This window comes from Methyloversatilis sp., from assembly GCF_965284615.1.
Lineage (GTDB): Bacteria > Pseudomonadota > Gammaproteobacteria > Burkholderiales > Rhodocyclaceae > Methyloversatilis.
Genome location: NZ_OZ260098.1, coordinates 4,044,115 through 4,067,484 on the forward strand (window position 1 = coordinate 4,044,115; position 23,370 = coordinate 4,067,484).

General features: G+C 66.2%; 24 protein-coding genes, 1 tRNA gene and 1 pseudogene. 16 read left to right on the plus strand and 10 right to left on the minus strand.

The genetic code is table 11. The features are described from left to right. Positions 1-12 precede the first annotated feature (12 nt). The 7 genes and pseudogenes from lptM to ACQ66H_RS19165 all read left to right on the plus strand — a co-directional run bounded on the left by lptM (position 13) and on the right by ACQ66H_RS19165 (position 6,073). Positions 13-180, plus strand: a complete 168-nt coding sequence (gene lptM, locus ACQ66H_RS19135; protein WP_430435341.1) for an LPS translocon maturation chaperone LptM — start codon at positions 13-15, stop codon at positions 178-180. Beyond that, positions 177-1,418, plus strand: a complete 1,242-nt coding sequence (gene lysA, locus ACQ66H_RS19140) for a diaminopimelate decarboxylase (protein WP_430435342.1) — start codon at positions 177-179, stop codon at positions 1,416-1,418. The genes lptM and lysA overlap by 4 nt, the downstream gene beginning before the upstream one ends. After that, entirely contained in the window at positions 1,415-1,828 is a 414-nt protein-coding gene (locus ACQ66H_RS19145) for an RNA-binding S4 domain-containing protein (protein ID WP_430435343.1), read from the plus strand. Before lysA ends, ACQ66H_RS19145 begins: the two co-directional genes overlap by 4 nt. Before the next feature lie 47 nt (positions 1,829-1,875). Then, positions 1,876-2,412, plus strand: coding sequence for a formaldehyde-activating enzyme (fae, locus tag ACQ66H_RS19150; protein WP_430435344.1), 537 nt, complete (start codon positions 1,876-1,878; stop codon positions 2,410-2,412). 255 nt (positions 2,413-2,667) lie between these two features. Beyond that, positions 2,668-3,200: pseudogene (locus tag ACQ66H_RS19155) on the plus strand (sensor histidine kinase); the annotation flags it as partial. A 9-nt stretch (positions 3,201-3,209) separates the two neighbouring features. Beyond that, positions 3,210-3,644: a sensor histidine kinase gene (locus tag ACQ66H_RS19160; RefSeq protein ID WP_430435663.1), complete on the plus strand. Its 435-nt coding sequence runs from the start codon at positions 3,210-3,212 to the stop codon at positions 3,642-3,644. After that, the gene (locus ACQ66H_RS19165; RefSeq protein WP_430435345.1) at positions 3,641-6,073 is read left to right on the plus strand and encodes a two-component system response regulator; all 2,433 of its coding nucleotides are present in this window, start codon (positions 3,641-3,643) and stop codon (positions 6,071-6,073) included. Before ACQ66H_RS19160 ends, ACQ66H_RS19165 begins: the two co-directional genes overlap by 4 nt. On the opposite strand, the gene ACQ66H_RS19170 is transcribed toward ACQ66H_RS19165, so the two are convergent. From ACQ66H_RS19170 to ACQ66H_RS19195, 6 genes are all read right to left on the minus strand, one after another. After that, on the minus strand, positions 6,070-7,518 hold the full coding sequence (locus tag ACQ66H_RS19170) for an exonuclease domain-containing protein (protein WP_430435346.1): 1,449 nt from the start codon (positions 7,516-7,518) through the stop codon (positions 6,070-6,072). The genes ACQ66H_RS19165 and ACQ66H_RS19170 overlap by 4 nt on opposite strands. Positions 7,519-7,591: 73 nt before the next feature. Next, on the minus strand, positions 7,592-7,798 hold the full coding sequence (locus ACQ66H_RS19175) for a DUF3460 family protein (RefSeq protein ID WP_020166086.1): 207 nt from the start codon (positions 7,796-7,798) through the stop codon (positions 7,592-7,594). Between the two features lie 22 nt (positions 7,799-7,820). Next, complete coding sequence (locus tag ACQ66H_RS19180; protein ID WP_430435664.1) at positions 7,821-10,085, minus strand: RelA/SpoT family protein; 2,265 nt, start codon at positions 10,083-10,085, stop codon at positions 7,821-7,823. A 54-nt stretch (positions 10,086-10,139) separates the two neighbouring features. Further along, on the minus strand, positions 10,140-10,346 hold the full coding sequence (gene rpoZ, locus ACQ66H_RS19185; RefSeq protein WP_019916482.1) for a DNA-directed RNA polymerase subunit omega: 207 nt from the start codon (positions 10,344-10,346) through the stop codon (positions 10,140-10,142). 1 nt (position 10,347) lies between these two features. Then, positions 10,348-10,968, minus strand: coding sequence for a guanylate kinase (gene gmk, locus ACQ66H_RS19190; protein ID WP_304006567.1), 621 nt, complete (start codon positions 10,966-10,968; stop codon positions 10,348-10,350). Positions 10,969-11,056: 88 nt separating this feature from the next. Continuing rightward, positions 11,057-11,911 (minus strand): YicC/YloC family endoribonuclease, encoded by an 855-nt coding sequence (locus ACQ66H_RS19195; RefSeq protein WP_304006565.1) that lies wholly within the window; start codon positions 11,909-11,911, stop codon positions 11,057-11,059. A 153-nt stretch (positions 11,912-12,064) separates the two neighbouring features. Here ACQ66H_RS19195 and ACQ66H_RS19200 point away from each other — a divergent pair, with 153 nt between their 5' ends. The 5 genes from ACQ66H_RS19200 to hemW are packed head-to-tail and all read left to right on the plus strand — an operon-like array spanning position 12,065 to position 16,515. Beyond that, entirely contained in the window at positions 12,065-13,063 is a 999-nt protein-coding gene (locus tag ACQ66H_RS19200; protein ID WP_430435347.1) for a serine/threonine protein kinase, read from the plus strand. Beyond that, complete coding sequence (locus ACQ66H_RS19205; protein ID WP_430435348.1) at positions 13,060-13,977, plus strand: PP2C family protein-serine/threonine phosphatase; 918 nt, start codon at positions 13,060-13,062, stop codon at positions 13,975-13,977. Before ACQ66H_RS19200 ends, ACQ66H_RS19205 begins: the two co-directional genes overlap by 4 nt. Position 13,978: 1 nt before the next feature. Next, positions 13,979-14,698 (plus strand): ribonuclease PH, encoded by a 720-nt coding sequence (gene rph, locus ACQ66H_RS19210; protein WP_430435349.1) that lies wholly within the window; start codon positions 13,979-13,981, stop codon positions 14,696-14,698. A gap of 6 nt (positions 14,699-14,704) precedes the next feature. Continuing rightward, a complete protein-coding gene (gene rdgB / locus ACQ66H_RS19215) occupies positions 14,705-15,301 on the plus strand; it encodes an RdgB/HAM1 family non-canonical purine NTP pyrophosphatase (RefSeq protein WP_430435350.1) in 597 nt (198 codons plus the stop codon). Continuing rightward, the gene (hemW, locus tag ACQ66H_RS19220; protein WP_430435351.1) at positions 15,298-16,515 is read left to right on the plus strand and encodes a radical SAM family heme chaperone HemW; all 1,218 of its coding nucleotides are present in this window, start codon (positions 15,298-15,300) and stop codon (positions 16,513-16,515) included. Before rdgB ends, hemW begins: the two co-directional genes overlap by 4 nt. A gap of 125 nt (positions 16,516-16,640) precedes the next feature. Here the strand turns inward: hemW and trmB are convergent, their stop codons facing one another. Genes trmB through thiS form a run of 3 tightly spaced genes read right to left on the minus strand, consistent with a single transcriptional unit; the run spans position 16,641 to position 18,427 of the window. Continuing rightward, complete coding sequence (trmB, locus tag ACQ66H_RS19225; protein ID WP_430435352.1) at positions 16,641-17,360, minus strand: tRNA (guanosine(46)-N7)-methyltransferase TrmB; 720 nt, start codon at positions 17,358-17,360, stop codon at positions 16,641-16,643. Positions 17,361-17,407: 47 nt separating this feature from the next. After that, entirely contained in the window at positions 17,408-18,196 is a 789-nt protein-coding gene (locus tag ACQ66H_RS19230; protein WP_430435353.1) for a thiazole synthase, read from the minus strand. 15 nt (positions 18,197-18,211) lie between these two features. Continuing rightward, positions 18,212-18,427 carry a sulfur carrier protein ThiS gene (gene thiS / locus ACQ66H_RS19235; protein ID WP_430435354.1) on the minus strand — a complete coding sequence of 72 codons (216 nt, stop codon included), beginning with the start codon at positions 18,425-18,427 and terminating at the stop codon, positions 18,212-18,214. A 237-nt stretch (positions 18,428-18,664) separates the two neighbouring features. Here thiS and ACQ66H_RS19240 point away from each other — a divergent pair, with 237 nt between their 5' ends. From ACQ66H_RS19240 to ACQ66H_RS19255, 4 genes are all read left to right on the plus strand, one after another. Next, the gene (locus ACQ66H_RS19240; protein WP_430435355.1) at positions 18,665-20,899 is read left to right on the plus strand and encodes a TonB-dependent receptor family protein; all 2,235 of its coding nucleotides are present in this window, start codon (positions 18,665-18,667) and stop codon (positions 20,897-20,899) included. A gap of 100 nt (positions 20,900-20,999) precedes the next feature. Further along, positions 21,000-21,440 carry a hypothetical protein gene (locus tag ACQ66H_RS19245; protein ID WP_430435356.1) on the plus strand — a complete coding sequence of 147 codons (441 nt, stop codon included), beginning with the start codon at positions 21,000-21,002 and terminating at the stop codon, positions 21,438-21,440. Between the two features lie 51 nt (positions 21,441-21,491). Continuing rightward, positions 21,492-21,565, plus strand: a tRNA-Gly gene (locus ACQ66H_RS19250). 189 nt (positions 21,566-21,754) lie between these two features. Beyond that, on the plus strand, positions 21,755-22,783 hold the full coding sequence (locus ACQ66H_RS19255; RefSeq protein ID WP_430435357.1) for a DUF481 domain-containing protein: 1,029 nt from the start codon (positions 21,755-21,757) through the stop codon (positions 22,781-22,783). Here ACQ66H_RS19255 and ACQ66H_RS19260 read toward each other — a convergent pair whose 3' ends face one another. Next, entirely contained in the window at positions 22,784-23,272 is a 489-nt protein-coding gene (locus ACQ66H_RS19260) for a flavin reductase family protein (protein ID WP_304006531.1), read from the minus strand. It abuts the gene before it with no gap. Positions 23,273-23,370 lie beyond the last annotated feature (98 nt).

Below are 23,370 nucleotides of genomic sequence, written 5' to 3' on the forward strand. Positions count from 1 at the left end.
CGGCCATCCGACATGTTTTCCAGCCCGCTCGTGCGCATCGCCGCACTGACCCTGACGCTCGCCGCCTGCGGCACCAAGGGACCGTTGACGCTGCCGCCCAAGCAGGGCGCCCAGCCGGCGGCCGCGAAGCCCGCGTCCGCACCTGCTCCGCAAGATACTAACAAGGGCGACAAGCAATGAAGCATTTCGAAACCCACGACGGCGCGCTGTACGCCGAAGGCGTCGCACTCGAGCGCATTGCCGCCGAGTACGGCACGCCTACCTTCGTCTACAGCCGTGCGGCGCTGACCGAGGCGCACGCTGCCTACGCCGAAGCATTGTCCGGCCGCGACGCCATGCTGTGCTACGCGGTGAAATCGAATTCCAACCTGGCGATCATGAATGTGTTCGCGCGGCTGGGCACCGGCTTCGACATCGTGTCCGGCGGCGAGCTGGCGCGCGTGATCGCGGCGGGCGGCGAGCCGGGCAAGGTGGTGTTCTCCGGCGTCGGCAAGACGCGCGACGAAATGCGCGCCGCGCTGACGCACGGCATCTACTGCTTCAACGTCGAATCGGAAGCCGAACTGCACCGGCTGGCCGAAGTGGCCGGCAGCCTCGGCAAGCGCGCGCCGATCGCGCTGCGCGTGAATCCGGACGTCAACCCGAAGACCCACCCCTATATCTCCACCGGCCTGAAGTGCAACAAGTTCGGCGTGCCCATCGCCGACGCACACCGCATCTACCTCGACGCGGCGAAGCTGCCGCAGCTGGAGATCCGCGGCATCGCCTGCCACATCGGCTCGCAGCTGCTGGACCCGGCGCCGGTGGCCGAAGCGGCCGCCAAGGTGGTGGCGCTGGCCGAAGCGCTGAACCGCGACGGTATCGAACTGCGTCACCTCGACCTCGGCGGCGGCCTCGGCATCCGCTACGACGACGAGAACGTACCGGCAACACGTGACTATCTGGCGCCGCTGCTGGCCGTGCTGGCCGGCCGCAAGGAGCGGCTGCTGCTCGAACCCGGCCGCTCGCTGGTCGGCAACGCCGGCGTACTGCTGTCCAAGATCGAATACCTGAAGCGCGGCGAGGAACGCAATTTCGCCATCATCGACGCAGCGATGAACGACCTCGCCCGTCCGGCGCTGTACGACGCCTTCCACCGCATCGCCGAAGTGCGCCCGCGCGGCCAGGCGGACACCTACGACGTGGTCGGCCCGGTGTGCGAAAGCGGCGACTTCCTTGGCCGCGCGCGCGAACTGGCGGTCGAACCGGAAGATCTGGTCGCCATCTTCTCAGCTGGCGCCTACGGCATGACCATGAGCTCGAACTACAACACGCGGCCGCGCGCCGCCGAAGTGATGGTCGATGGCGACAAGGTGCACCTGATCCGCGCGCGCGAGCGCATCGCCGACCTCTACGCCGGCGAACGCCTGCTGCCGTGAGCCACGAGGACGACGCCGCGCGCGAACGGCTGCGGCTCGACAAGTGGCTGTGGGCGGCGCGCTTCTTCAAGACGCGCACGCTGGCCTCCGACGCCATCGACGCCGGCCGCATCCAGCTGAACGAGGCGCGCGCCAAACCCTCGCGCGAGGTACGCATCGGCGACCGGTTGGACATCCAGACCGGTGAGGTGCACTACACGGTGATCGTGCAGGCGCTGTCCGGCAAACGCGGCCCGGCCGAAGAGGCGCGCACGCTTTACGAAGAGACCGCCGACAGCATTGCGCGGCGCGAAGCGGAACGCGAACGGCGCCGACTTGCTCCGGAACCGTCACACATGCTGCACGGACGGCCCACCAAGACCCAGCGGCGTGAAATCGACCGCATGCGCGCTAAACTTCGCGGCGGCTGAGCCTTGCGCGCCAACGAATTGAGAACACTGTCAAAAGGAATCGAACCATGTCCGAACGTATCGTGATGAAGGTTGGTGAAGCCACCGTCTTCGCCAAGGAAGGTCAATACACCGACGCCATGCCGGAAATCGTCATCGGCTCGATCGACGGCCCGGTCGGCCAGGCCTTCGCCCAGATGATGGGCCAGACCGCCGGTCACACCCGCATGCTGGCCGTGCGCGACTGCAACCAGATGGCCAAGCCGGCCACCATGATGGTGCCCAAGGTCACGATCAAGAATTCGCGCACCGTCGAGCTGCTCGGCGGCGTGGTGCAGTCGGCCACCGCCGACGCGGTCGTCAACTGCGTGTCGGAAGGCATCATCCCGAAGGAACTGGTGGACGAACTGGTCATCATCGACCTGGTGTGGCTGGACCCGAATGCAGTCAAGGATCCCAACCTGGACATGAAGGATCTGTACCGCACCAACTACGAAGCAACCAAGATCGCGATACAGCGAGCAATGACCGGCAAGCCGACGATCGACGAGCTGATCGCCAACCGCCACAAGATCAAGCACTGCATGTACGACCCGGAAGCCTGATCCCGCGCAAAGCCACAGCCAAAGCCCCTGCCAGCCGCAGGGGCTTTTGTTTTTGTGCAATCGAAACGAAGGGCAACACGACCTTGTCTTGATGCACGGGGCCATCCAGAATGAATGAGCCCGAGACCAGCGCGGGCTCACGGAGGATGGCCGATGGATATCCGTACCGATGGCGCAACGGCGCACGATGCTCCGCCGATGCCGCAGATGAACGACGACGCCTTCCGCCGCGTCGTCGAGTACGCCCCCAGCGCGATGGTGCTGGTCGATGGCCGCGGCATGATGGTGATGGTCAACGAGCAGACCGAAAGACTGTTCGGCTACCCGCGCACCGAACTGATCGGCCGCTCGGTCAACATGCTGGTGCCATCGGCCGCACGTGCTCACCACGCGGACTTCCGCCACAGCTTCCTTTCATCACCCAGCCCACGACCGATGGGTGGCGGTCGTGACCTGTTCGCCTGCCGCGCCGACGGCAGCGAATTCCCGGTCGAGATCGGTCTGAATCCGATGGACACCGGCGAAGGTGTCATGGTGCTGGCATCCATCGTTGATATCACCGAGCGACGCCGCGCCCAGCAGGTGCTGGAACAGGCGCTGCAGGAAAAGACGGTGCTGCTTAACGAAGTACACCACCGGGTCAAGAACAATCTGCAGGTCATCACCAGCCTGCTCAACCTGCAGGCCAACAATGTCACGACCCGCGCGTGCGCGACATCCTGAACGAGAGCCAGAACCGCGTGCGGGCGATGGCACTGACCCATCAGCTGCTGTACGAGCGCAAGGACTTCTCGCGCATGGACCTCGGCGACTACCTCGACCGTCTGGCCCAGTTGCTGCGCGGTGCATATCGCAGCAGCGCGAGCGGCGTCGAGCTGCAGCTGGAACGCCCGGCGCAGCCGGTGTACCTAGATCTTGAACGCGCCATCCCGTGCGGGCTGGTGGTGAACGAACTGGTCACCAATGCCTTCAAGCACGCCTTCCCCGCCCAGCGCACCGGCATCATCACCATTTCGCTGCACAGCTGCGACGAGCGGCTGACGCTGGGCGTGCGCGACGACGGTGTCGGCCTGCCGGCGGGTTTCGACTTCGACGCCGTGAAGTCGCTCGGCCTGCAGCTGGTGCCCTTGCTGATAGATCAGCTGCACGGCGAACTGCAGATGGTGCGCGACGGAGGCGCCAGCTATCTCATCACCTTTCCGGCAGCCCTTCCCGCACGAGGTACGACATGAACGCACCGCTTCCGATCAATCTGATGCTGGTCGAGGACGAACGCGTGATCGCTTTCGACCTGAAGAACCAGCTGCAGTCCTTCGGCTACAAGGTCGGCGCGGTGCTGGCCAGCGGCGAGCAGGCGGTGCGCAAGGTCGGCGAAGTGGCGCCCGATCTGGTGCTGATGGACATCCACCTTGAAGGCCCGCTCGACGGCATCGACGCGGCACTGCAGATCCAGTCGCAGCATCGCGTACCGGTTGTCTTCCTGACCGCCTACGCCGAGGACGACACGCTGCGCCGCGCGCTCGAATGCCGCCCCTTCGGCTATCTGGTCAAGCCGTGCGAGGCGCGCGAGCTGCACGCGACGATACAGATGGCGCTGGCGCGTCGCGAGGTCGAGGTGCTCGTGGAGCGCAGCGAACAGCTGTTCAAGCAGGCGCTCGATGCCGCCTCGCTCGGCGTGATCGAGTGGCAGGGCGATTCGATGCAGCTGCACGGCGACGGCCACTTGCGCAGCCTGTTCGGCGACCGCCCGGTCCCGCTGGACGAATCGTGGAATCTCTTTCTGTCGCGCGTCGATGCCGGCGATCGCGAGCGCGTGTCGGCGGCGCTGAACGCGGCACTGCAGCGCGGCGATCCGGTGCGCATCGAATTCCGTACCGTAGGCAATGGTGGCGCACGCAATCTGGAAGCGCACGCGCGTGCTTATGGCGATCCGGCGGGCGAGCGGCGCATCGTCGGCATCCTGCAGGACGTGACGCAACGCCGGCGCGACGAGGAGCGCCTGCGCCAGTCCAGCGTCGTGTTCCACACCACGGCCGAAGCCATCGTGATCGCCGACGCGCGTCGGCGCATCGTCGCGGTCAATGCTGCCTACACACGCATCACCGGGCACGACGAGGCCCAGGTACTCGGCCTTGACCCCGACGCGGTGCTGGGAACCGGCCACGGCGACGATTTCTATGCGGCGCTGGCCGCCCCCTCTGGCACCGGCTACTGGCAGGGCGAGGTGCTGTGCCAACGCGCGTCTGGCGACAGCTTCCCTGCCTGGGAGAGCATCAGCGCCGTGCGCAACGACAACGGCACGGTCACCCATTTCGTCGCCGCCTTCTCCGATTTCAGCGCCATCCATCAGGCGGAGGAGAAGCTGAATCATCTGGCGCATCACGACGCGCTCACCGGCCTGCCCAACCGCCTGCTGTTCGACGACCGTTTCGAGCGCGCCATCGAACAGGCACGTCGTGCGCAGCAGCGCTGCATCCTGCTCTTCCTCGACCTCGACAGCTTCAAGGGTGTGAACGACACGCTGGGCCATGGCGTCGGCGACGAGTTGCTGCGCGCGGTGTCGGTCCGGCTGCGTGAGGCGCTGCGCCGCAGCGACACGCTCGCCCGCCTCGGCGGCGACGAATTCGTCGTGCTCACCGGCAGCGCACAGCCCGAAGAGGCCTCGCATCTGGCGATGAAGCTACTCGGTGCGCTGCGTGACCCGTTCGACCTCGGTGGCGAGCAGATTCGCATCACCGGCAGCATAGGCATCGCCGTGTTCCCCGATCACGGCACCGACCGCAACGTGCTGATGCGCGCGGCAGACATCGCGATGTACTCGGCCAAATCGCAAGGACGCAACCGCTATCAGTTCTTCACGACCGACATGTCGGAGCGCACACAGGAACGCATGCATATGGAGCAGGGCCTGCGTCGCGCAATCGACAACAACGCGCTGGAGGTGCACTACCAGCCCCAGCTCCGGCTGTCCGACGCGCACGTGATCGGCGTCGAGGCGCTGGTGCGCTGGCCGCATCCGGAACTGGGCATGATTTCGCCCGCCCGCTTCATTCCGGTCGCCGAAGAGAGCGGCATCATTGAAACGCTGGGCATGTGGGTACTGCGCCGCGCCTGCCATGACATCGTCGGCCTGCCGGACAACGACGGGCGACAGATGCGCCTCGCCGTCAACGTGTCGGTCAGGCAGTTCATGCGCGAGGATTTCGTCGCCCACGTGCTGGAGGTGCTGACCGAAACAGGCTTCCCGGCCGAATCGCTGGAACTCGAAATCACCGAGTCCACGTTGCAGGTGATCGAACACAGCGCGGGCATACTCGACGCGCTGAAACGTCTGGGCGTCTCGATCAGCATCGACGACTTCGGCACCGGCTACTCGTCGCTGAGCGTACTGCGCGGCCTGCCGATAGACCGCATCAAGATTGACCGTTCATTCATCATCGACCTGACAGAGAGCGACGACGCCCGTGCAATGATAGAGGCCATGCTGGCGCTGGGTCGCTCGCTGCGCATGACCACCATCGCCGAAGGCATCGAGCTGTCGGAACAGGCTGAACTGCTGCTGCGGCTCGGGTGTTCGGAGGGTCAGGGCTATCTGTTTGCCCGCCCGATGTCGGCGAGCCAGCTGCGGCAATCTCTGGTAAATCCGCCCGACAAATCCTAGACGGCCTCGACCGCGTCAGCCGGCAGTCCGTCGAGATGACGGCGCAGGATGCGGTAGTGGTCATAGTCGAAGCGCGCGTCGCGCTGCAGTGGCGCCACGTCGTCGCTGCCCTCCGGCGCGCTGCCCAGATAGCACCAGTGCGCCAGCCAGTGCCGGTCGCCACGCTCGGCGCCCGGACGGCGCTCGCGCACCGCCACGGCGTCAGGCCACGGCCAATCGGGCATGCGCAGGCCGTCGAGTGCACTCATCAGACGCATATCGTGCTGCTGCGGATCTTCACGTCCGCAGCAGACACCGCGGCAGCGCTTGATCTGCACATTGACGCAGGCGGCGGTGCGCCGCTCGTAGCCCTGCAGACCGATGCGCTTCGGGCACAGCTGCCAGGCGGTGGCCAGTTCGCGCAGTGTGGTCAGACAGTCGCGGCGGGAACGAAAGGGGCCATACAGCCCCGCCAGCTGACGCGGCGTGACGCGGTCGAGATCGACCAGCGTCAGCGCTGCTTCGCCGGCCGCCACCTCGTTGCCGGGACCGCCGCGCAGCGCCAGCGCCACCGCGGGACCACCGGCCCGCAACTGCTTGTTGTACAGCGGCTGCAACTGCTTCACCAGTTTCGCTTCGAGCAGCAGCGCTCCCAGTTCGCCCGCCGTTTCGACCCAATCGACGCGCTTCGTCTCGCGCAGCATGCGCGCCGCCTGTCCGCCCTTGTGCGAACCGGTGAAGTGCGCCAGCACGCGCGAACGCAGGTTACGGCTCTTGCCGATGTAGAGCGGCAGCTCTGCCGGCGCCGGCAGCAGATCTGTCGACTCCGGCGCGGCACCGTAGAACAGGTAGACGCCGGGCGCCTCCGGCACGTCGTCGAGCGCGCCCGGTGTCATGCCGGGCGGCGCAGCCGCGGTGCGCCCGGCCTTCTCCATCGCCGGAGCGATCACCGCCGGCGGAAAGTCGCGGGCGACGATGTCGAGAAAGTCGCGCACCAGTCGCGCGTCACCGATGGCGCGGTGGCGGGCATCGCAGACCAGCCCGAAGCGCTCCATCAGCGCGTCCAGCCCGTGGCGCGGAAAGTGCGGATAGAGCGCGCGCGACAGCTTGACCGAGCACAGCACACGCGGCGCGAAATTCAGGCCGACGCGGGCGAACTCGTTGCGCAGGAAGCCGTGGTCGAAGCGCGCGTTATGCGCCACGAACAGGCGGTCGTGCAGCAGCGCTGCCAGTTCCTGCGCGATCTCGGCGAAGCGCGGCGCACCGGCGACCATGCTGTCGGTGATGCCGGTGAAGCGCTGGATGGACAGCGGAATCGACACGCCCGGATTGACCAGGCTGGACCACTCGCGCCGCTGCGGCCCGTCTATCAGCACGACGCCGACCTCGGTCACACGGTCGGCGCGCGGGTCGCCCCCTGTCGTTTCAAGGTTGACGATGGCCAGCGGCTGATCGAACACGCTCATGCGATGGTCGCCACCCTGCGCGCCGGCTCAGCGGCGCAGCGCACGGGGCAGCCAGAAAAAGGACGTCGCGGCTTCAGTGCGCGTCGGTGGGCGTCAGGTCGGTCTGGTAGGGATAGGGCTTCTGCGCGACGCGTGCTTCGTTGAAGCGGCGCTGCGCCTCGAAGTCCTGCGGCTTGTCCCACCACAGCGCGCGGCCGCGGCGTTGTTCTTCGATCTGCTCCGGGTGCTTTTCGAGGTATTCGCGCATGAAGCGCGTGTGATCGGATTCGTAATCAGCCAATTGAAACTCCGTTGGAAACGACTCAATGTGTCTTGCCGCGCGATTCGTCGGCCTTGTCGCAGGCCCGCACACGGGCGATGCGCACGACCTCCGGCACGCGGCGCAAGCCCTTCATGATGCGCGCCAGATGGACGCGATCACTGACCTGCAGCGTGAAATGGATCTGCGTATAGAGGCTGCCGTCCTCTTCCATGCCGACATTCTGGATGTTGGCGCCGCATTCGGCGATCTCGAAGGCAACCTTGGCCAGCACGCCCGGGCGGTTCGCCGCGATGACGCGGATGCCCACCTCGAACACGCGGCTGTTGTCGCGCTCCCACTCGACATCGACCCACTGGTCACCGTCCTTGCGGTTGCGGCGCAGCGTCGGGCAATCGTGCGCGTGGATCATCAGGCCGGAACCGACGCGCAGCTGGCCGACGATGGGGTCGCCCGGTATCGGCTGGCAGCAGCGTGCGATCTGCACCGCCATGCCCTCGGAGCCGCGGATCAGCAGCGCGCTCTCCGGCGCCGGCAGAGGCGTGCCCTGCTGTTCGCTGGCGGTCTGCAGCTTGAGCAGGCTGCGCGCGACGAAGGTGGCCGAACTTTTGCCCTGGCCGATGTCGGCCAGCGCTTCCTTGCGGCTCTTCACTTCGGCGGTCTCAAGCCACTGCGCCCACGAGGCGTCGCCGATCTCGTCCGGCGTCACGCCGAACTGGCGCAGCGCCTGTGTCAGCAGCCGTTCGCCCAGCTGCGCAGATTCCTCGACCTGCATGGTCTTCAGGAAGTGGCGGATCTGCGCACGCGCCTTGCCGGTCTTCACGTAACCCAGCCAGGCCGGGTTGGGATTCGGATGCGAGGCGGTGATGATTTCGACCTGGTCGCCGCTGCTCAGCTCGCTGCGCAGCGGCATCAGTTCCTGGTTGATGCGACAGGCCACACAGCAGTGGCCGACGTCGGTGTGCACTGCGTAGGCGAAGTCAACCGCGGTCGCGCCGCGCGGCAGCGACATGATCTTGCCCTTGGGCGTGAACACGTACACCTCGCCCGGGAACAGATCGATCTTCACATGTTCGAGGAACTCGGCCGAATCGGGCGCCGAGCTCTGCAGTTCGAGCAGTGACTGCAGCCAGCGGTGGGTGTTGGCCTGCAGGTCGTCGAGCGACTGTTCGCTGTCCTTGTACAACCAGTGCGACGCCACGCCGTTCTGCGCGATCTGGTGCATTTCGGCGGTGCGGATCTGCACCTCGACCGGCGTACCGAAGGGGCCGATCAGCGTGGTGTGCAGCGACTGGTAGCCGTTAGCCTTCGGGATCGCGATGTAGTCCTTGAACTTGCCCGGCACCGGCTTGTACAGCGCGTGCAGCGCGCCGAGGGCCAGATAGCAGGCCGCCACGTCCTTCACCACGACGCGGAAACCGTAGATGTCGAGCACCTGCGAGAACGTCAGGTGCTTGTCGCGCATCTTGCGGAAGATCGAATACAGGCTCTTCTCGCGGCCGAACACGTCGGCTTCGATGCCGCGCTCCGGCAGGCGGGTACGGATTGCCTCGGTGATCTTGCCCACCACTTCGCGCCGGTTGCCGCGCGCCGACTTCATCGCGCGCTCCAGCACGCGGTAGCGCATCGGGTGCATCGCGTGGAAGGACATGTCCTGCAGTTCGCGGTATACGGCGTGCAGGCCGAGGCGGTTGGCGATCGGGGCGTGGATTTCCAGCGTTTCGCGGGCGATGCGGCGCTGCTTGTCCGGCCGCATCGAACCCAGCGTGCGCATGTTGTGCGTGCGGTCGGCAAGCTTGATCAGGATGACGCGCACGTCGCGCGCCATCGCCATCAGCATCTTGCGGAAGTTCTCGGCCTGCGCGTCTTCCTTCGACTGGAACTCGATCTTGTCGAGCTTGGACACGCCATCGACCAGTTCCGCCACCACCTTGCCGAAACGCTCGGCAATCTCTGCCTTCGTGATGGCGGTGTCTTCCATCACGTCGTGCAGCAGCGCCGCGCAAAGCGCCTGCGAATCGAGCTGCCAGCCGGCGAGGATTTCGGCGACCGCCAGCGGATGCGACACGTAAGGCTCGCCGCTCATGCGGAACTGCCCAGCGTGCGCACTGGCCGACAGCGCGTACGCGTCGCGCACGCGCTGCACGTCTTCTTCGCGCAGATAGGTGGAAATGTCGGCGATCAGGCGTTCGAGATCGGCGACGGTAGAACAGGGGGGCGCCGGCGTACCGGCGTCGGGATCGTTGTCAGCCGGGGCAAGACTGACGATGGGCTGTGCAGACGTAACGTGGGCGACCGGGGTGGGCATGATGAGGTCGTCCACCGGTCGGTTCATGAAGTCAGCGCTGACAGCCCGGCCTCATCAGGCCTGGCCTCGATTCAGGATTTCCAGACCGACCTTGCCGGCGGCGATTTCACGCAGCGCGACCACGGTGGGCTTGTCCTTGTCGCCATCGACCTGCGGCGTGCTGCCTGCGGACAGCTGGCGGGCACGGTAGGTGGCAACCAGCGTCAACTGGAAACGGTTCGGAATACGCTTCAGACAATCTTCGACGGTAATGCGTGCCATATCAATTCACACCCAGGGAATGGAAAAACTCGGGATGCCGGGCCATCTGGCTCGATCGGAGCAGCCGCGCAGCGCGTGCGACGGTGACCATTTCGTCCAGCGCCTGACTCAGTATGTTATTGATTATAACGAAATCAAACTCGCGAAGATGACCGATCTCTTCGCGTGCCGCAGCCAGCCTGCGTTCTATCACCTCCGGCGCGTCCGATCCGCGGCCGGTCAGGCGCTGCGCCAGCGCCTCGAAGGACGGCGGCAGGATGAAGATGCTCACCGCCTCCGGAAACAGCGCACGCACCTGCTGGGCGCCCTGCCAGTCGATTTCCAGCAGCACGTCATGGCCCGCATCGAGCCGTTCTTCGAGCCAGCGACGCGAGGTGCCATAGTAGTTGCCGTGCACGTGCGCGGACTCGATGAAGTCGCCCGCCGCCCGCATCGCGTCGAAGGTGTCGATGCTGACGAAGTGATAGGCAACGCCGTCCACCTCGCCCGGACGCGCCGCCCGCGTGGTGTGCGAAACCGACAGTCCGATCTGTGGATCGCGTTCGAGAAGTCCGCGCACCAGCGTGGTCTTGCCTGCACCGGACGGTGCGCTGACGATGAAAAGTACGCCGCGTTTAGCCATGTCTTGCAATGAAAAGGACGAAAGACGCCGGAACCGCATCAACGGCAGGCCAGCGTGAATCTGGAGCCGCCGAGCGACTCCCTCGGGCTCACTCGATGTTCTGCACCTGCTCGCGCATCTGTTCGATCAGCAGCTTGAGCTCCATCGCGACGCCGCCGACGTCCTGCGCGACCGACTTCGAGGCCAGCGTGTTCGCCTCGCGGTTCAGTTCCTGCATCAGGAAGTCGAGCCGTTTGCCGGCGCTGCCGCCCTTGGCGAGGATGCGCTCCACTTCATCGAGATGCGCCGACAGCCGGTTCAGTTCCTCGGCGACATCGATACGCACCGCGAACAGGCCGACTTCGGTGCGGATGCGCTCGTCGTCCGCGCTGCCTATGGCTTCCTGCAGTTTCTGCACGAGCTTAGCCTGGTATTCGCGCACGACCTCGGGCACGCGCGGCGTCACCTGCGCGACCAGTTCGCGCATGCGGGTGACGCGCTCCATCAGCATGCCGGCCAGTCGCACGCCTTCGCGGCTGCGCGACGCGGTGAGGTCGGCCAGCGCCTGCCGCACCGCACGTGCGCCCGCTTCAGTCAGCGCCTCGGCCGGTATCGTGTCGTCGCCCAGCATGCCGGGCCAGCGCAGCACCTCGGCGACCGACAGCGAGGCAGCCTGCGGCAGTGCCGCGCGAACGCCGGCTTCGAGTGCCACCAGTTGGGCCAGCAGCTGCGGGTTCAGCGCCAGTTCGCGCGCCGATTCGCCGCTCGCCTGCAGACCGGCACGGCAATCGACCTTGCCACGCGACAATGCGCCGGTGATCTGCTCGCGCAGCAAGGGCTCGATCACGCGCAGTTCGTCGGGCAGCCGGAAATGCAGGTCGAGGAAACGCGAATTAACGGTTCTGAGCTCAAGGTTCAGCGTCGCTGCGCCGACACTGACTGCAGCCGTCGCGAAACCCGTCATGCTGTGTATGCTGCCTGCCACGCGTTCTTCCCCTGTTGATCCATCGGTCATCAACGCGTGCAAACGCTGCCGACAGCACGTGTCGGGCAGCTTTACAGCCTGTGGGCAAACGCCCAGAATCGCGCCGAAACAAGGATCATAGCGGCCCGCAGAATGCCCCCACAAGTCAATTGCGCCCTGCCGCCGGGCTTTGAACTGGACCAGTACCGCATCCACAGCCAATTGAGCCTGGGCGGGTTTTCCATCGTCTATCTGGCGCACGACCGCGACAACACGCCGGTCGCGATCAAGGAATACCTGCCGAACGCGCTGGCCCTGCGCGAGGAAGGCCATATCCAGCCGAAGATTCCCGAGGAATTCCTGCCCGCCTTCCGCTATGGCATGAAGTGCTTCTTCGAGGAAGGACGCACGCTGGCTGGGCTGAATCACCCGAACGTGGTGCGCGTGCTCAACTTCTTCCGCGCCAACGACACCGTGTACATGGTGATGCGCTACGAACGCGGCCGCACGCTGCAGGACTACATCACGCGTCGCCGCGGCGAGATTCGCGAAAGTTTCATCCGCTACGTGTTCACGCGCCTGCTCAACGGCCTGCGCGAAGTGCATTCGCACAAGCTGCTGCACCTGGACATCAAGCCGTCGAACATCTATCTGCGCAACAACGGTTCGCCGGTGCTGATCGACTTCGGCGCCGCACGCAACACGCTGATGGTCAACACGCCGATGCTGAAGCCGATGTACACGCCCGGCTTTGCCGCCCCAGAGCACTACCGCAACCGCGATCTGCTCGGCCCGTGGAGCGACATCTACAGCATCGGCGCCAGCATGTACGCCTGCCTGTCGGGCGGACCGCCGCAGGCGGCCGACCAGCGCATGGAGAACGATACGGTCATCCTCGCCGCCGAGCGCTGGATAGGCCAGTACTCGAAGCAGCTGCTCGAAACGATAGACCTGTGCATGCAGCTCAATCACCTGAAGCGGCCGCAGAGCGTTTTCGCCCTGCAGCGGTCGCTGGCCACCTGGGATCGCGAGAACGAAGAGGCGGAACTGGCGGCCGCCGCGGCCGCTGCCGCCAGCACGAGCGCTTCTGATCACTGGCTCAACCGCGTGCGCGCACAGTTCAGCCGCTTCAGTACCTGGATGAGCAAATGAGATTCACCATCTTTCAGGACAGCCGTGTCGGCAAGCGCAAGTCCAATCAGGACCGCATGGCCTACTCCTATTCGCGCGACGCACTGCTGATGGTGGTGGCCGACGGCATGGGTGGCCACTTCCAGGGCGAGGTAGCGGCGCAGATCGCGGTGCAGTACCTGGTCGAGTCCTTCCAGCGCGAAGCCAAGCCGCGGCTGAACGACCCCTTCCTGTTCCTGTCGCGCGGCCTGACCAACGCGCATTGCGCCATCCTCGATTACGCCGACGAGCGCGACCTCGAGGACGGTCCGCGCACCACCTGTGTCGCCTGCGTGATCCAGGATTCGGTCGCCTACTGGGCGCACGCCGGTGACTCTCGGCTCTATGTGCTGCGCGCCGGCCATGTGATGACGCAGACGCGCGACCACTCGCGCGTGCAGCGCATGATCGATCGCGGCCTGCTCGACGAGGACGGCGCGATGACGCACCCGCACCGCAACCGCATCTACAGCTGCCTCGGCGGCCCGATCGCACCGCAGATCGAATATTCGCGCAAGACGCCGCTGCTGGCCGGCGACACCGTCCTGCTGTGCAGTGACGGCGTGTGGGGCCCGCTGGGCAACGACGTGCTGCTGAAGACCTTCGAGAATCCGGACGTGATGACCGCGGTGCCGAAGTTGATGGATCAGGCAGAAACCGCGGGCGGAGACACTGCCGACAACCTGACCACGGTGGCGATCAACTGGCACGACAACTACGCCGACGAGCCGCACGGCTCGGTCACCACCCGCACGCTGCCGCTCGACCGACACACCACGGTGATCGAAAGTTTCGGCGACCGCGCGTCGATGCGCGAGGAGTGGGACGAATCGGCGATCGAATCCGCCATCGCGGAAATCAACTCCGCGATCAACAAGTACTCGAAGGGACAATGACGTGACACGACCCAGCGGCCGCCGGCCCGACCAGGCGCGCGACCTGCGCATCACCCGTAATTTCACCTGCCACGCCGAGGGGTCGGTGCTGATCGAGATCGGCAACACGCGCGTGCTGTGCACCGCCAGCGTCGAAGAGAGCTTGCCGCCCTTCCTGCGCGGCAAGGGCCAGGGCTGGGTGACCGCCGAATACGGCATGCTGCCGCGCGCCACCCACACACGCAGTGCGCGCGAGGCGGCCAAGGGCAAGCAGACCGGCCGTACCCAGGAAATCCAGCGCCTGATCGGCCGCAGCCTGCGCTCGGTCACCGACCTCGCCGCGCTCGGCGAACGCCAGATCACGCTGGACTGCGACGTACTGCAGGCCGATGGCGGCACCCGCTGCGCCTCGATCACCGGCGCCTGCGTCGCGCTGCACGACGCGCTGACCGGTCTGGTGAAGAAGGGGCTGCTGCCCGCCAACCCGCTGCGCGAACTGGTCGCCGCGGTGTCGGTCGGCATACATGAAGGCACGCCGGTGCTTGACCTCGACTACGATGAGGATTCGAACTGCGACACCGACATGAATGTCGTCATGACCGCCTCGGGCGGCCTGTGCGAAGTGCAGGGCACGGCCGAGGGCGTGCCCTTCACCCGCAGCGAACTGAACGCGCTGATGGATCTGGCCGAGAACGGCATCAATGGCCTGATCGCGGCCCAGCGCCGCGCACTGGAGATCTGAACCCTGATGAAAATTGAACGCCTGGTCCTCGCAAGCAACAACGCCGGCAAGCTGCGCGAACTGTCGGCCATGCTGGCGCCGCTGGGCATCGAGGTGGTCACTCAGGGCTCGCTCGGCGTCAGCGAGGCGGAAGAGCCTCACCCCACTTTCGTCGAGAACGCGCTGGCCAAGGCGCGCCATGCGGCGCGCGAAACCGGTTTGCCGGCGCTGGCCGACGACTCCGGCCTGTGCGTCAGCGCACTCGGCGGCAAGCCGGGCGTTCTGTCGGCGCGCTACGCCGGCGAGCCGAAATCCGATCTCGCCAACAATGCCAAGCTGATCGCCGATCTGCACGGCGTGGACGACCGCCGCGCCCATTTCTATTCGGTCATCGTGCTGGTGCGCTCGGCCGACGACCCGCAGCCGCTGATCGCCGACGGCGAGTGGCACGGAGAGATCGTCGCGCAGGCACGCGGTGACGGCGGCTTCGGCTACGACCCGCACTTCTTCGTGCCGTCGCTCGAACAGACCGCGGCCGAACTGGCGCCGGAACTGAAAAACACGCTGTCGCACCGCGCAGCGGCGATGCGCCACCTGCTCGACCGGCTGAAGAGCGCCGCATGACCCGCGTCATCCCGCTGAAGCCGGCGCGCGCCGCGCAGCCGGTTACGGCGGGCGCAGTAACATCTGCACCGGCCTTCACCGTTTCACCGCCGCTGTCGCTGTACATCCATTTCCCTTGGTGCGTACGCAAGTGCCCGTACTGCGACTTCAACTCGCACACGGTGCGGGACGGCATTCCGGAAGCGGCCTATATCGATGCGCTGATCGCCGACCTGGAATCGTCGCTGCCCGACATCTGGGGGCGCAGGGTGCAGACCATTTTCTTCGGCGGCGGCACGCCCAGCCTGATGACACCTGAGGCGCTCGACCGCCTGCTCACCGCGGTGCGCGCACGGGTGAATCTGTCGCCGGAAGCGGAAATCACGCTCGAGGCGAATCCGGGCACGGTGGAAGCCGACCGCTTCAAGGGTTTCCGCGACGCTGGCGTGAACCGTCTGTCGATCGGCGTGCAGAGCTTCGACGACCGCCAGCTCGCCGCACTCGGCCGCATCCACGACACGCGTGAAGCGCGGCGCGCCATCGAGCTCGCGCTGCGCACCTTCGAACGGGTGAACATCGACCTGATGTACGCGCTGCCGCAGCAGACGCTGGCCGAGGCGCTGACTGATCTCGACACCGCGATCGCCACCGGCGTGAGCCATCTGTCCTGTTACCACCTGACGCTGGAACCGAACACGCCCTTCGCCGCGCAACCGCCGGACCTGCCGGACGACGACGTATCCGCCGACATGCAGGAGGCGATCGAAGCGCGTCTGGCCGACGCCGGCTTCATGCACTACGAAACCTCGGCCTTCGCCAAGCCGGGGCAACTGTGCCTGCACAACCTGAATTACTGGCAGTTCGGGGACTACCTCGGCATCGGCGCCGGCGCCCACGGCAAGCTGAGCTTCCACGACCGCGTCCGCCGCGACATGCGACACAAGCATCCGAACGCCTATCTGGAAGGCGCCGCGCGCGGCGATTTCGTGCAGGAGTCGCGCATGGTCGGCACCGATGAACTGCCGTTCGAATTCATGATGAATGCGGCGCGGCTGAACAACGGATTCCACGTCAACCTGTTCGCGCGTCACACCGGCCTTGCGCTGGAACAGCTGATGCCACGCCTGCTCGAAGCGCGCGAAGCCGGCCTGCTCGACCTGGACAGCGGTCGGGTCAAACCGACGCTGCGCGGGCGGCGCTTCCTGAACGAGCTGCTGCAGCGTTTTCTCGACTGAGGTCGCGCCGATCCTTTGGCAGCGCGCTCTGCTGGCAATGCGCTTTCAGCCAGGGCGCGCACGGGTGCTCGTTGAAGGCCCTGTCGCGGACAGAAGACCGCGGGCCGACAATCGGTGAAGCGCGCTCAGCCCCTGCGCCGGAAGATCACATCCCACACGCCGTGACCCAGCCGCAGGCCACGCGCTTCGAACTTGGTCAGCGGGCGGTAGTCCGGGCGCGGCGCGAAGCCGTCGGCGGTGTTTTCGAGCATGGGTTCGGCGGACAGCACGTCCAGCATCTGCTGGCCGTAGTCCTCAATGTCGGTGGCGCAGTGCAGATAGCCGCCGGGTGCGAGCTTGGCGGCGAGCTGGGCGACCAGCGGCGACTGGATGAGCCGGCGCTTCAGATGACGCTTCTTCGGCCACGGGTCGGGGAAGTACACATGCACGCCGGCCAGCGAGCCATCGGGAATCATGTCGCGCAGCACCTCGACCGCGTCGTGCTGGACGACGCGGACGTTGGCAAGCTGCTGTTCGGCGATCAGCTTGAACATGTTGCCAACGCCCGGCCCATGCACTTCGATACCGATGAAGTCGGTGTCCGGCCGTGCGGCCGCAATCTCGGCCGTGGTGAAGCCCATGCCAAAGCCGATCTCCAGCACCACCGGCGCGGTGCGACCAAATACGGCTGCGTAGTCGATGGCCTGCGGTGCGTACGGAATGCCCCAGCGCGGCATGCCCTCTTCGATATTGCGCACCTGGGCGGGCGACATGCGGCCCTGGCGCAGCACGTAGCTGCGGATGTGGCGTTGCGGGCGCATGCCGTCAGCGCCCTCCGAGGTGTCCGGCGTGTTGTCGTCATTCATGCGAGAAGTCCTGCTGCGCGACGCAGGGCGCGCCGCGCGAAGTGGGTTCAGCCGGTGATCAGGCCGCTGGTCGGCGAGCTGGGCGCGCCGCTGTAAAGCTTGCGCGGCATGCGACCGGCGAGGAAAGCTTCGCGGCCGGCCTCGACGCCCTTCTTCATCGCGCTGGCCATCAGCACCGGGTTCTGCGCCTTGGCGATGGCGGTGTTCATCAGCACGCCGTCGCAGCCCAGTTCCATCGCGATGGCGGCGTCCGACGCGGTGCCGACGCCGGCATCGACGATGACCGGCACCCGCGCGTTGTCGATGATGAGGCGCAGATTCCACGGATTCAGGATGCCCATGCCAGAGCCGATCAGGCTGGCCAGCGGCATCACCGCGACGCAGCCAACCTCTTCCAGCCGCTTGGCCATGATGGGGTCGTCCGAGCAGTAGACCATCACGTCGAAGCCGTCCTTGACCAGTGTTTCGGCCGCGGCCAGCGTCTGCGTCATGTCCGGGAACAGCGTGTCGGCGTCGCCCAGCACTTCCAGCTTGACCAGGTTGTGGCCGTCGAGCAGTTCGCGCGCCAATCGCAGCGTGCGCACTGCGTCGTCGGCGGTGTAGCAGCCGGCCGTGTTGGGCAGCAGCGTGTAGCGATCGGGCGGCAGCACCTCCAGCAGGCTGGGCTGACCCGGCTCCTGGCCAATATTGGTGCGGCGGATGGCGACGGTGATGATTTCGGCGCCGGAGGCCTCGACCGCCTCGCGGGTTTCGTCGAAGTCGCGGTACTTGCCGGTACCGACCAGCAGGCGCGACGAGAACTCGCGCGTGCCGATCTTCAGGATGTCCTTGCTCATGCGAATGTTCCGGGTTCAGCCGCCGCCTACGGCAACGACGATTTCGAGGCGGTCGCCTGCGCTCAGCACGGTCTGCACGTGCGACGCGCGCGGCACGATTTCACCGTTGCGCTCGACGGCGATGCGCTTGCCGGTCAGCGCGAGTGCGGCGACCAGGTCGGCCACGGTCTGCCCGAGCGTGATCGGGTGCGGCTGGCCGTTAAGGTGGATGGATACGGTGGGTGCGCTCACCGCACAAGTGTACCGGTATTGCAGCGCAACGCACGCCGGGCCGGGCGGATGCGCCGGATCAGGTCGGGAGTTTGTCCCTTAACAATTAGCACACTACTGATCATAGTCGCCACGCGCTCGATGTCTGTCCATGCACCCGCAAGAAGGTGCGTCCGGGCGCGCAACAAGCCACCCCGTGCCGTCGGCTGCGCACTCGCATGCGCAGGCGTGCGCGCGCGACAACGGAGAATCAGAGACGTGAGAACCAGAAAAATCGCGAGGAGCCCCGCCCCCACCCTGATCGCGCTGGCGATCGGCTGCATCGGTGGCGTAGCCCACGCCCAGAGCAGCCCGACCGCGCTGCCCGCGATCACCGTGATCGAAGCCCTGCCCGACCGGCTCGAAGCCATTCCCGGCTCGGTCCATGCGATCGGTCCCGAACAGCTTGAAGCGCAGCGCCCGCTTTCGATCATGGAAGCGGTGCGCGAAGCGCCGGGCGTACATGTCGTCGGCGAGGACGCCTTCGGACTGAACCTGAACATCGGCGTGCGCGGCCTCGACCCCCGCCGCAGCAGCCGCACGCTGCTGCTGGAGGACGGCGCCCCGATACAGCTCGCTCCCTACGCCGACCCGACCACCCACTATCACACGCCGCAGGAGCGCATCCGCCGAATCGAGGTGATCAAGGGTTCGGGCCAGATCGTGCACGGCCCGCAGACGGTGGGCGGCGTGATCAACTTCGTCACGCAGGACGTGCCGCGCACCTTCCAGGGTTCGGTGCAGGCCTCGGCCGGCAGCCGCGACTTCTACGGCCTGTCGGCCAGCGTCGGCACCGGCGGTGACTGGGGCGGCGTGCTGCTCAGCGCCAGCCAGAAGGAAGGCGACGGCACCCGCCGCGGCAACGAACACAAGATGACGGACGTGTCGATCAAGGCGCTGCTGAACCTGAATGCGCGCAACACGCTGATGCTGAAGTACGGCTACTTCGAGGAAGACTCGAAGTTCGGCGAGGCCGGCCTCGACCAGGCCCGCTACGAGCGCGACCCGTACGCCAACCCCTTCCGCGACGACCGCTTCGAGCTGGAGCGCAACGCCGCACAGGCGGTGCACACCTTCCAGATCAACGAAGAGGCGAAGCTGACCACCAATATGTATTACAGCAAGGTGGATCGCGCCTCCTACCGCCAGCTCGACGCCATCGCCGAAGAGGACGAACTGGAAACGCTGCGCGACGGCGATCCGGTGCCGCTGTCCGGCGCCTGCCCGGCGAACATCGACTACACGGTGCCGAACGGCTTCGAGGATTTCGCCCGTCTTTGCGGCAACAACATGCGTCCGCGCACCTATGAAACCTTCGGCATCGAGCCGCGGCTGGACCTGAAGCACAACACCTTCGGCATCCAGAACGAACTGGTGATGGGCGTGCGCCTGCACTGGGAGGACGTCAGCCGCAAGCGCTACAACGGCGCCTTCTCGACCGCACGCGAGAATTCGATCGGCACGCTGCTGCGCGACGACTTCCGCATCAAGACCGACGCGCTCTCCGGCTACGTGCAGAACACCTTCTACATCGGCAACTGGTCGCTGACGCCGGGCGTGCGCTACGAACAGTACCGGCAGACCTTCAGCGCCTCGACCGAGGACTTCAACCCGGTCAATGCCCGACTGTCCGACAAGAACGACAAGGTACTGCCCGGTTTCGGCGTGACCTGGTTCGGCCTGCCCGACACCACGGTGTTCGCCGGTGTGCATCGCGGCTTCGCGCCGCCGCGCCCGGACGCCACGCTGTCGCCGTTCGACGCCGACTACGTGGCGGTGAGCCCGGAACTGAGCACCAACTACGAGCTCGGCATGCGTTCGGCGCCGCTCAAGGGTGTGCAGCTCGAAGCGACGCTGTTCCGCATCGACTTCAAGAACCAGATCGTGCCCGGCCAGTCGCTCGGCCTCGGCCAGACCTTCGCCAACGGCGGCGAAACCCGCAAGGAAGGCCTGGAGCTGGGCGGCCGCATCGACTTCGGTCGCATGAACGGCAGTGCGCACAACGTCTACCTGAAGGGCTCGTACACGCATCTGTGGACGGCGCGCTTCGAGAACGACGTGCTGAACACCGTTTATGACGCCGCGCGCAACGAGATCGGCGAGGTCAACGTCAATGGCAACCGCACGCCGTACGCGCCGCGCCATCTGCTGGCAGCGGCGATCGGCTACGAGCACGCGTCCGGCTTCGACATGCGCCTGGGCGTCGAGCACATCAGCGAGCAGTACACCGACGGTCTGAACTCGAAGACGCCGCTGCCGGACGGCCAGTCGGGCGAGATCGATGCGCAGACCATCTTCAACGCATCGGCCAACTACCGCCTGAAGCCGCAGGGCATGACACTGTTCCTCAGTGCCGCCAACCTGACCGACCGCACCTACATCGTGAGCCGCGTGAATGGCATCCACGTGAACCGGCCGCGGCAGGTGATCGCCGGCGTGCGCTGGGACTTCTGATCCACGTCCGGCATCTGCCCACGGTTCCCGTCCGCGCGAGCGGACGGGAACCGACGGCGCCGGCCTGACTCTTTCCGACAGCCCCGCAACGGAGTGCCCGATGAACCGTTATTGCATCGCCACCGCACTTTTCCTGCTGTCGCCCGGCGTCTTTGCCGCCGGTGATCTGAGCAAGCAGGAACCGACGACCGTCACCATCCAGATGGGCGCCGACAAGGGCCAGCACCGCTTCACGCCGGATGCGCTGACGTTCGAAACCGGCAGGCTGTACGCCCTGCGCATCGACAACACCGGCAGCGAACCCTATTACTTCGGCTCGAATGGCCTGGCCGATGCCGTCTACACGCGCAAGGTCGTCGCCAAGGACGCCGCCGGCAAGGTGGTCGCCGAAATCTACGGCCCGATCCGGCGCATCGAGGTGGCGCCCGGCCACAGCGTCGAGTGGTGGTTCCTGCCGATACGCACCGGCAAGTTCGACGACGTGATGTCGAAGCGCTCGCAGGCCGACGCCGGCATGCGAGCGACCATCGAGGTGAAGTAGACGCTCATCCGGCGTACAATCCGCAGCGCTCCCGAAAGCGCGGAGCGCTGCGCGGGTGTAGTTCAATGGTAGAACGGCAGCTTCCCAAGCTGCATACGTGGGTTCGATTCCCATCACCCGCTCCAGCCTGGCCCTCCTCCAGGTGTTCGTCTTTTCCTACAGCCTCGCTGCATAGCCGTCGCTAGACTGGCGCTTCCGCAGAATCTCCGCACCGCCGTTTCACCCCTGCTTCATCCGGATCGCCAGATCCATCCATCGCCGCCGGCCGACGCTGTTCGCCGGCACGCACGCCACACAATCCGGGAGAACCCGCCATGCGATTGCGACGCCTGCCGCACTGCCTTTCCATCCTGATTCCGGCGCTGCTCGGCGCCACCTCCGCCAGCGCCGACGAGGTGCTGCTCGCCAACGGTGACCGCCTGAGCGGACGCATCGTCAGCAAGGCGGACAACGACCTGATCATCGCCACCGACTATGCCGGAGAGGTGAAGCTGCGCTGGGACCAGGTCACCAGCGTGCGCACCGACGAGGCGCTCACCGTCATGACCCGCGACGGCGACCTGCTCAACAAGGCACAGCTGTCGCCAAGTGCGCCGGACAAGGTCGAGGTGTCGAGTACGACCGGCAGCGCGCCGGTGGCACGCGACGACATCGCCTACATCAATCCGACGCCGGAACAGTCGGGCAACGGCGTGAGCTACAGCGGCCGGGTGAACCTGTCGGCTGCCTTCGTTCGCGGCAACTCGGAGAACGACCGGGTATACGGCGATGCCGGCCTCAATGCGCGCGCCAAGGGCTACGCCTGGGGGCTGGGCATGAAGGTGGACCGGCGCAAGGACCGCGGCGTGCGAACCGCGCAGCAGTGGCTTTTCGACGGCAACTACGACCACTTCGTAGATGACGACAACTTCATCTACGCGCGGCTGTCGCTGGAACAGGACAAGTTCAAGGACATCCAGCTGCGGACCACGACCGGTGCCGGTTACGGCTGGCAGCTGTACAACGACGACAATACGCGGCTGTCGCTGCGTGCCGGTCTCGACCACGTAAATCTCGACCGCGTCGCCGGCATGGACGAGGACTATCCGGCCGCCGGCTGGGGCGTGCGCGCCTCGCACTGGGTTTTTGACCGCCGGGCCGAACTGTTCCACGACCAGGACGGCTTCTGGAGCCTGTCGGACGACGACTTCCTGACCATCCGGACCAAGACCGGCGTGCGCCTGCCGATCGCCGGCGGCATCACCGCCTCGGCGCAGCTGAACGCCGACTGGGAGCGCACGCCCGCTCCCGGCCGCAAGGCGACCGACTCGACGCTGCTGCTGGGCCTGGGCTACGTCTGGTGATCAGGGCTGGCGGATGCCGCGGTAGCCGCCGCCGAAATACAGCAGCGGATCGCCTGCACTGCGCTCGAAGCGCTCCACACGGCCGACGAAGATGAGGTGATCGCCGCCGGCGTACTGGATGTCGTTGCGACACTCGAAGCGTGCCAGGCAGCCTTCGATCAGCGGCGCGCCACCCAAGCCATCCGTCGTCTGCACGCCGGCGAAGCGCTGCTCGCGACTGCTGGCGAACTGACGCGACAACGCCTGCTGGCTTTCGCCCAGCACGTGCACCGCGTAATGCGAGCAGGCGCGGAAAGCCGCCTCGCTGGGCGAGCCAAGAGACAGGCTCCACAGCACCAGCGGCGGCTCCAGCGACACGGAATTGAAGGAATTGACGGTCAGCCCGACCGCCTCGCCATTCGGCGCGCGGGTCGTGACCACGGTGATCCCTGTCGCGAACAGGCCCAGTGCGTCGCGGAAGCTGCGGCTGTCGTGCGCGGGATTGCTCATCGCCCCGCTCCATGCGGACGAACGGAGACGGGCACCGGACGGCGCGGGACGTGGACGGCGGGAAGCTTCATCGGGCGGGCTGCATGCAAGTGAGCACG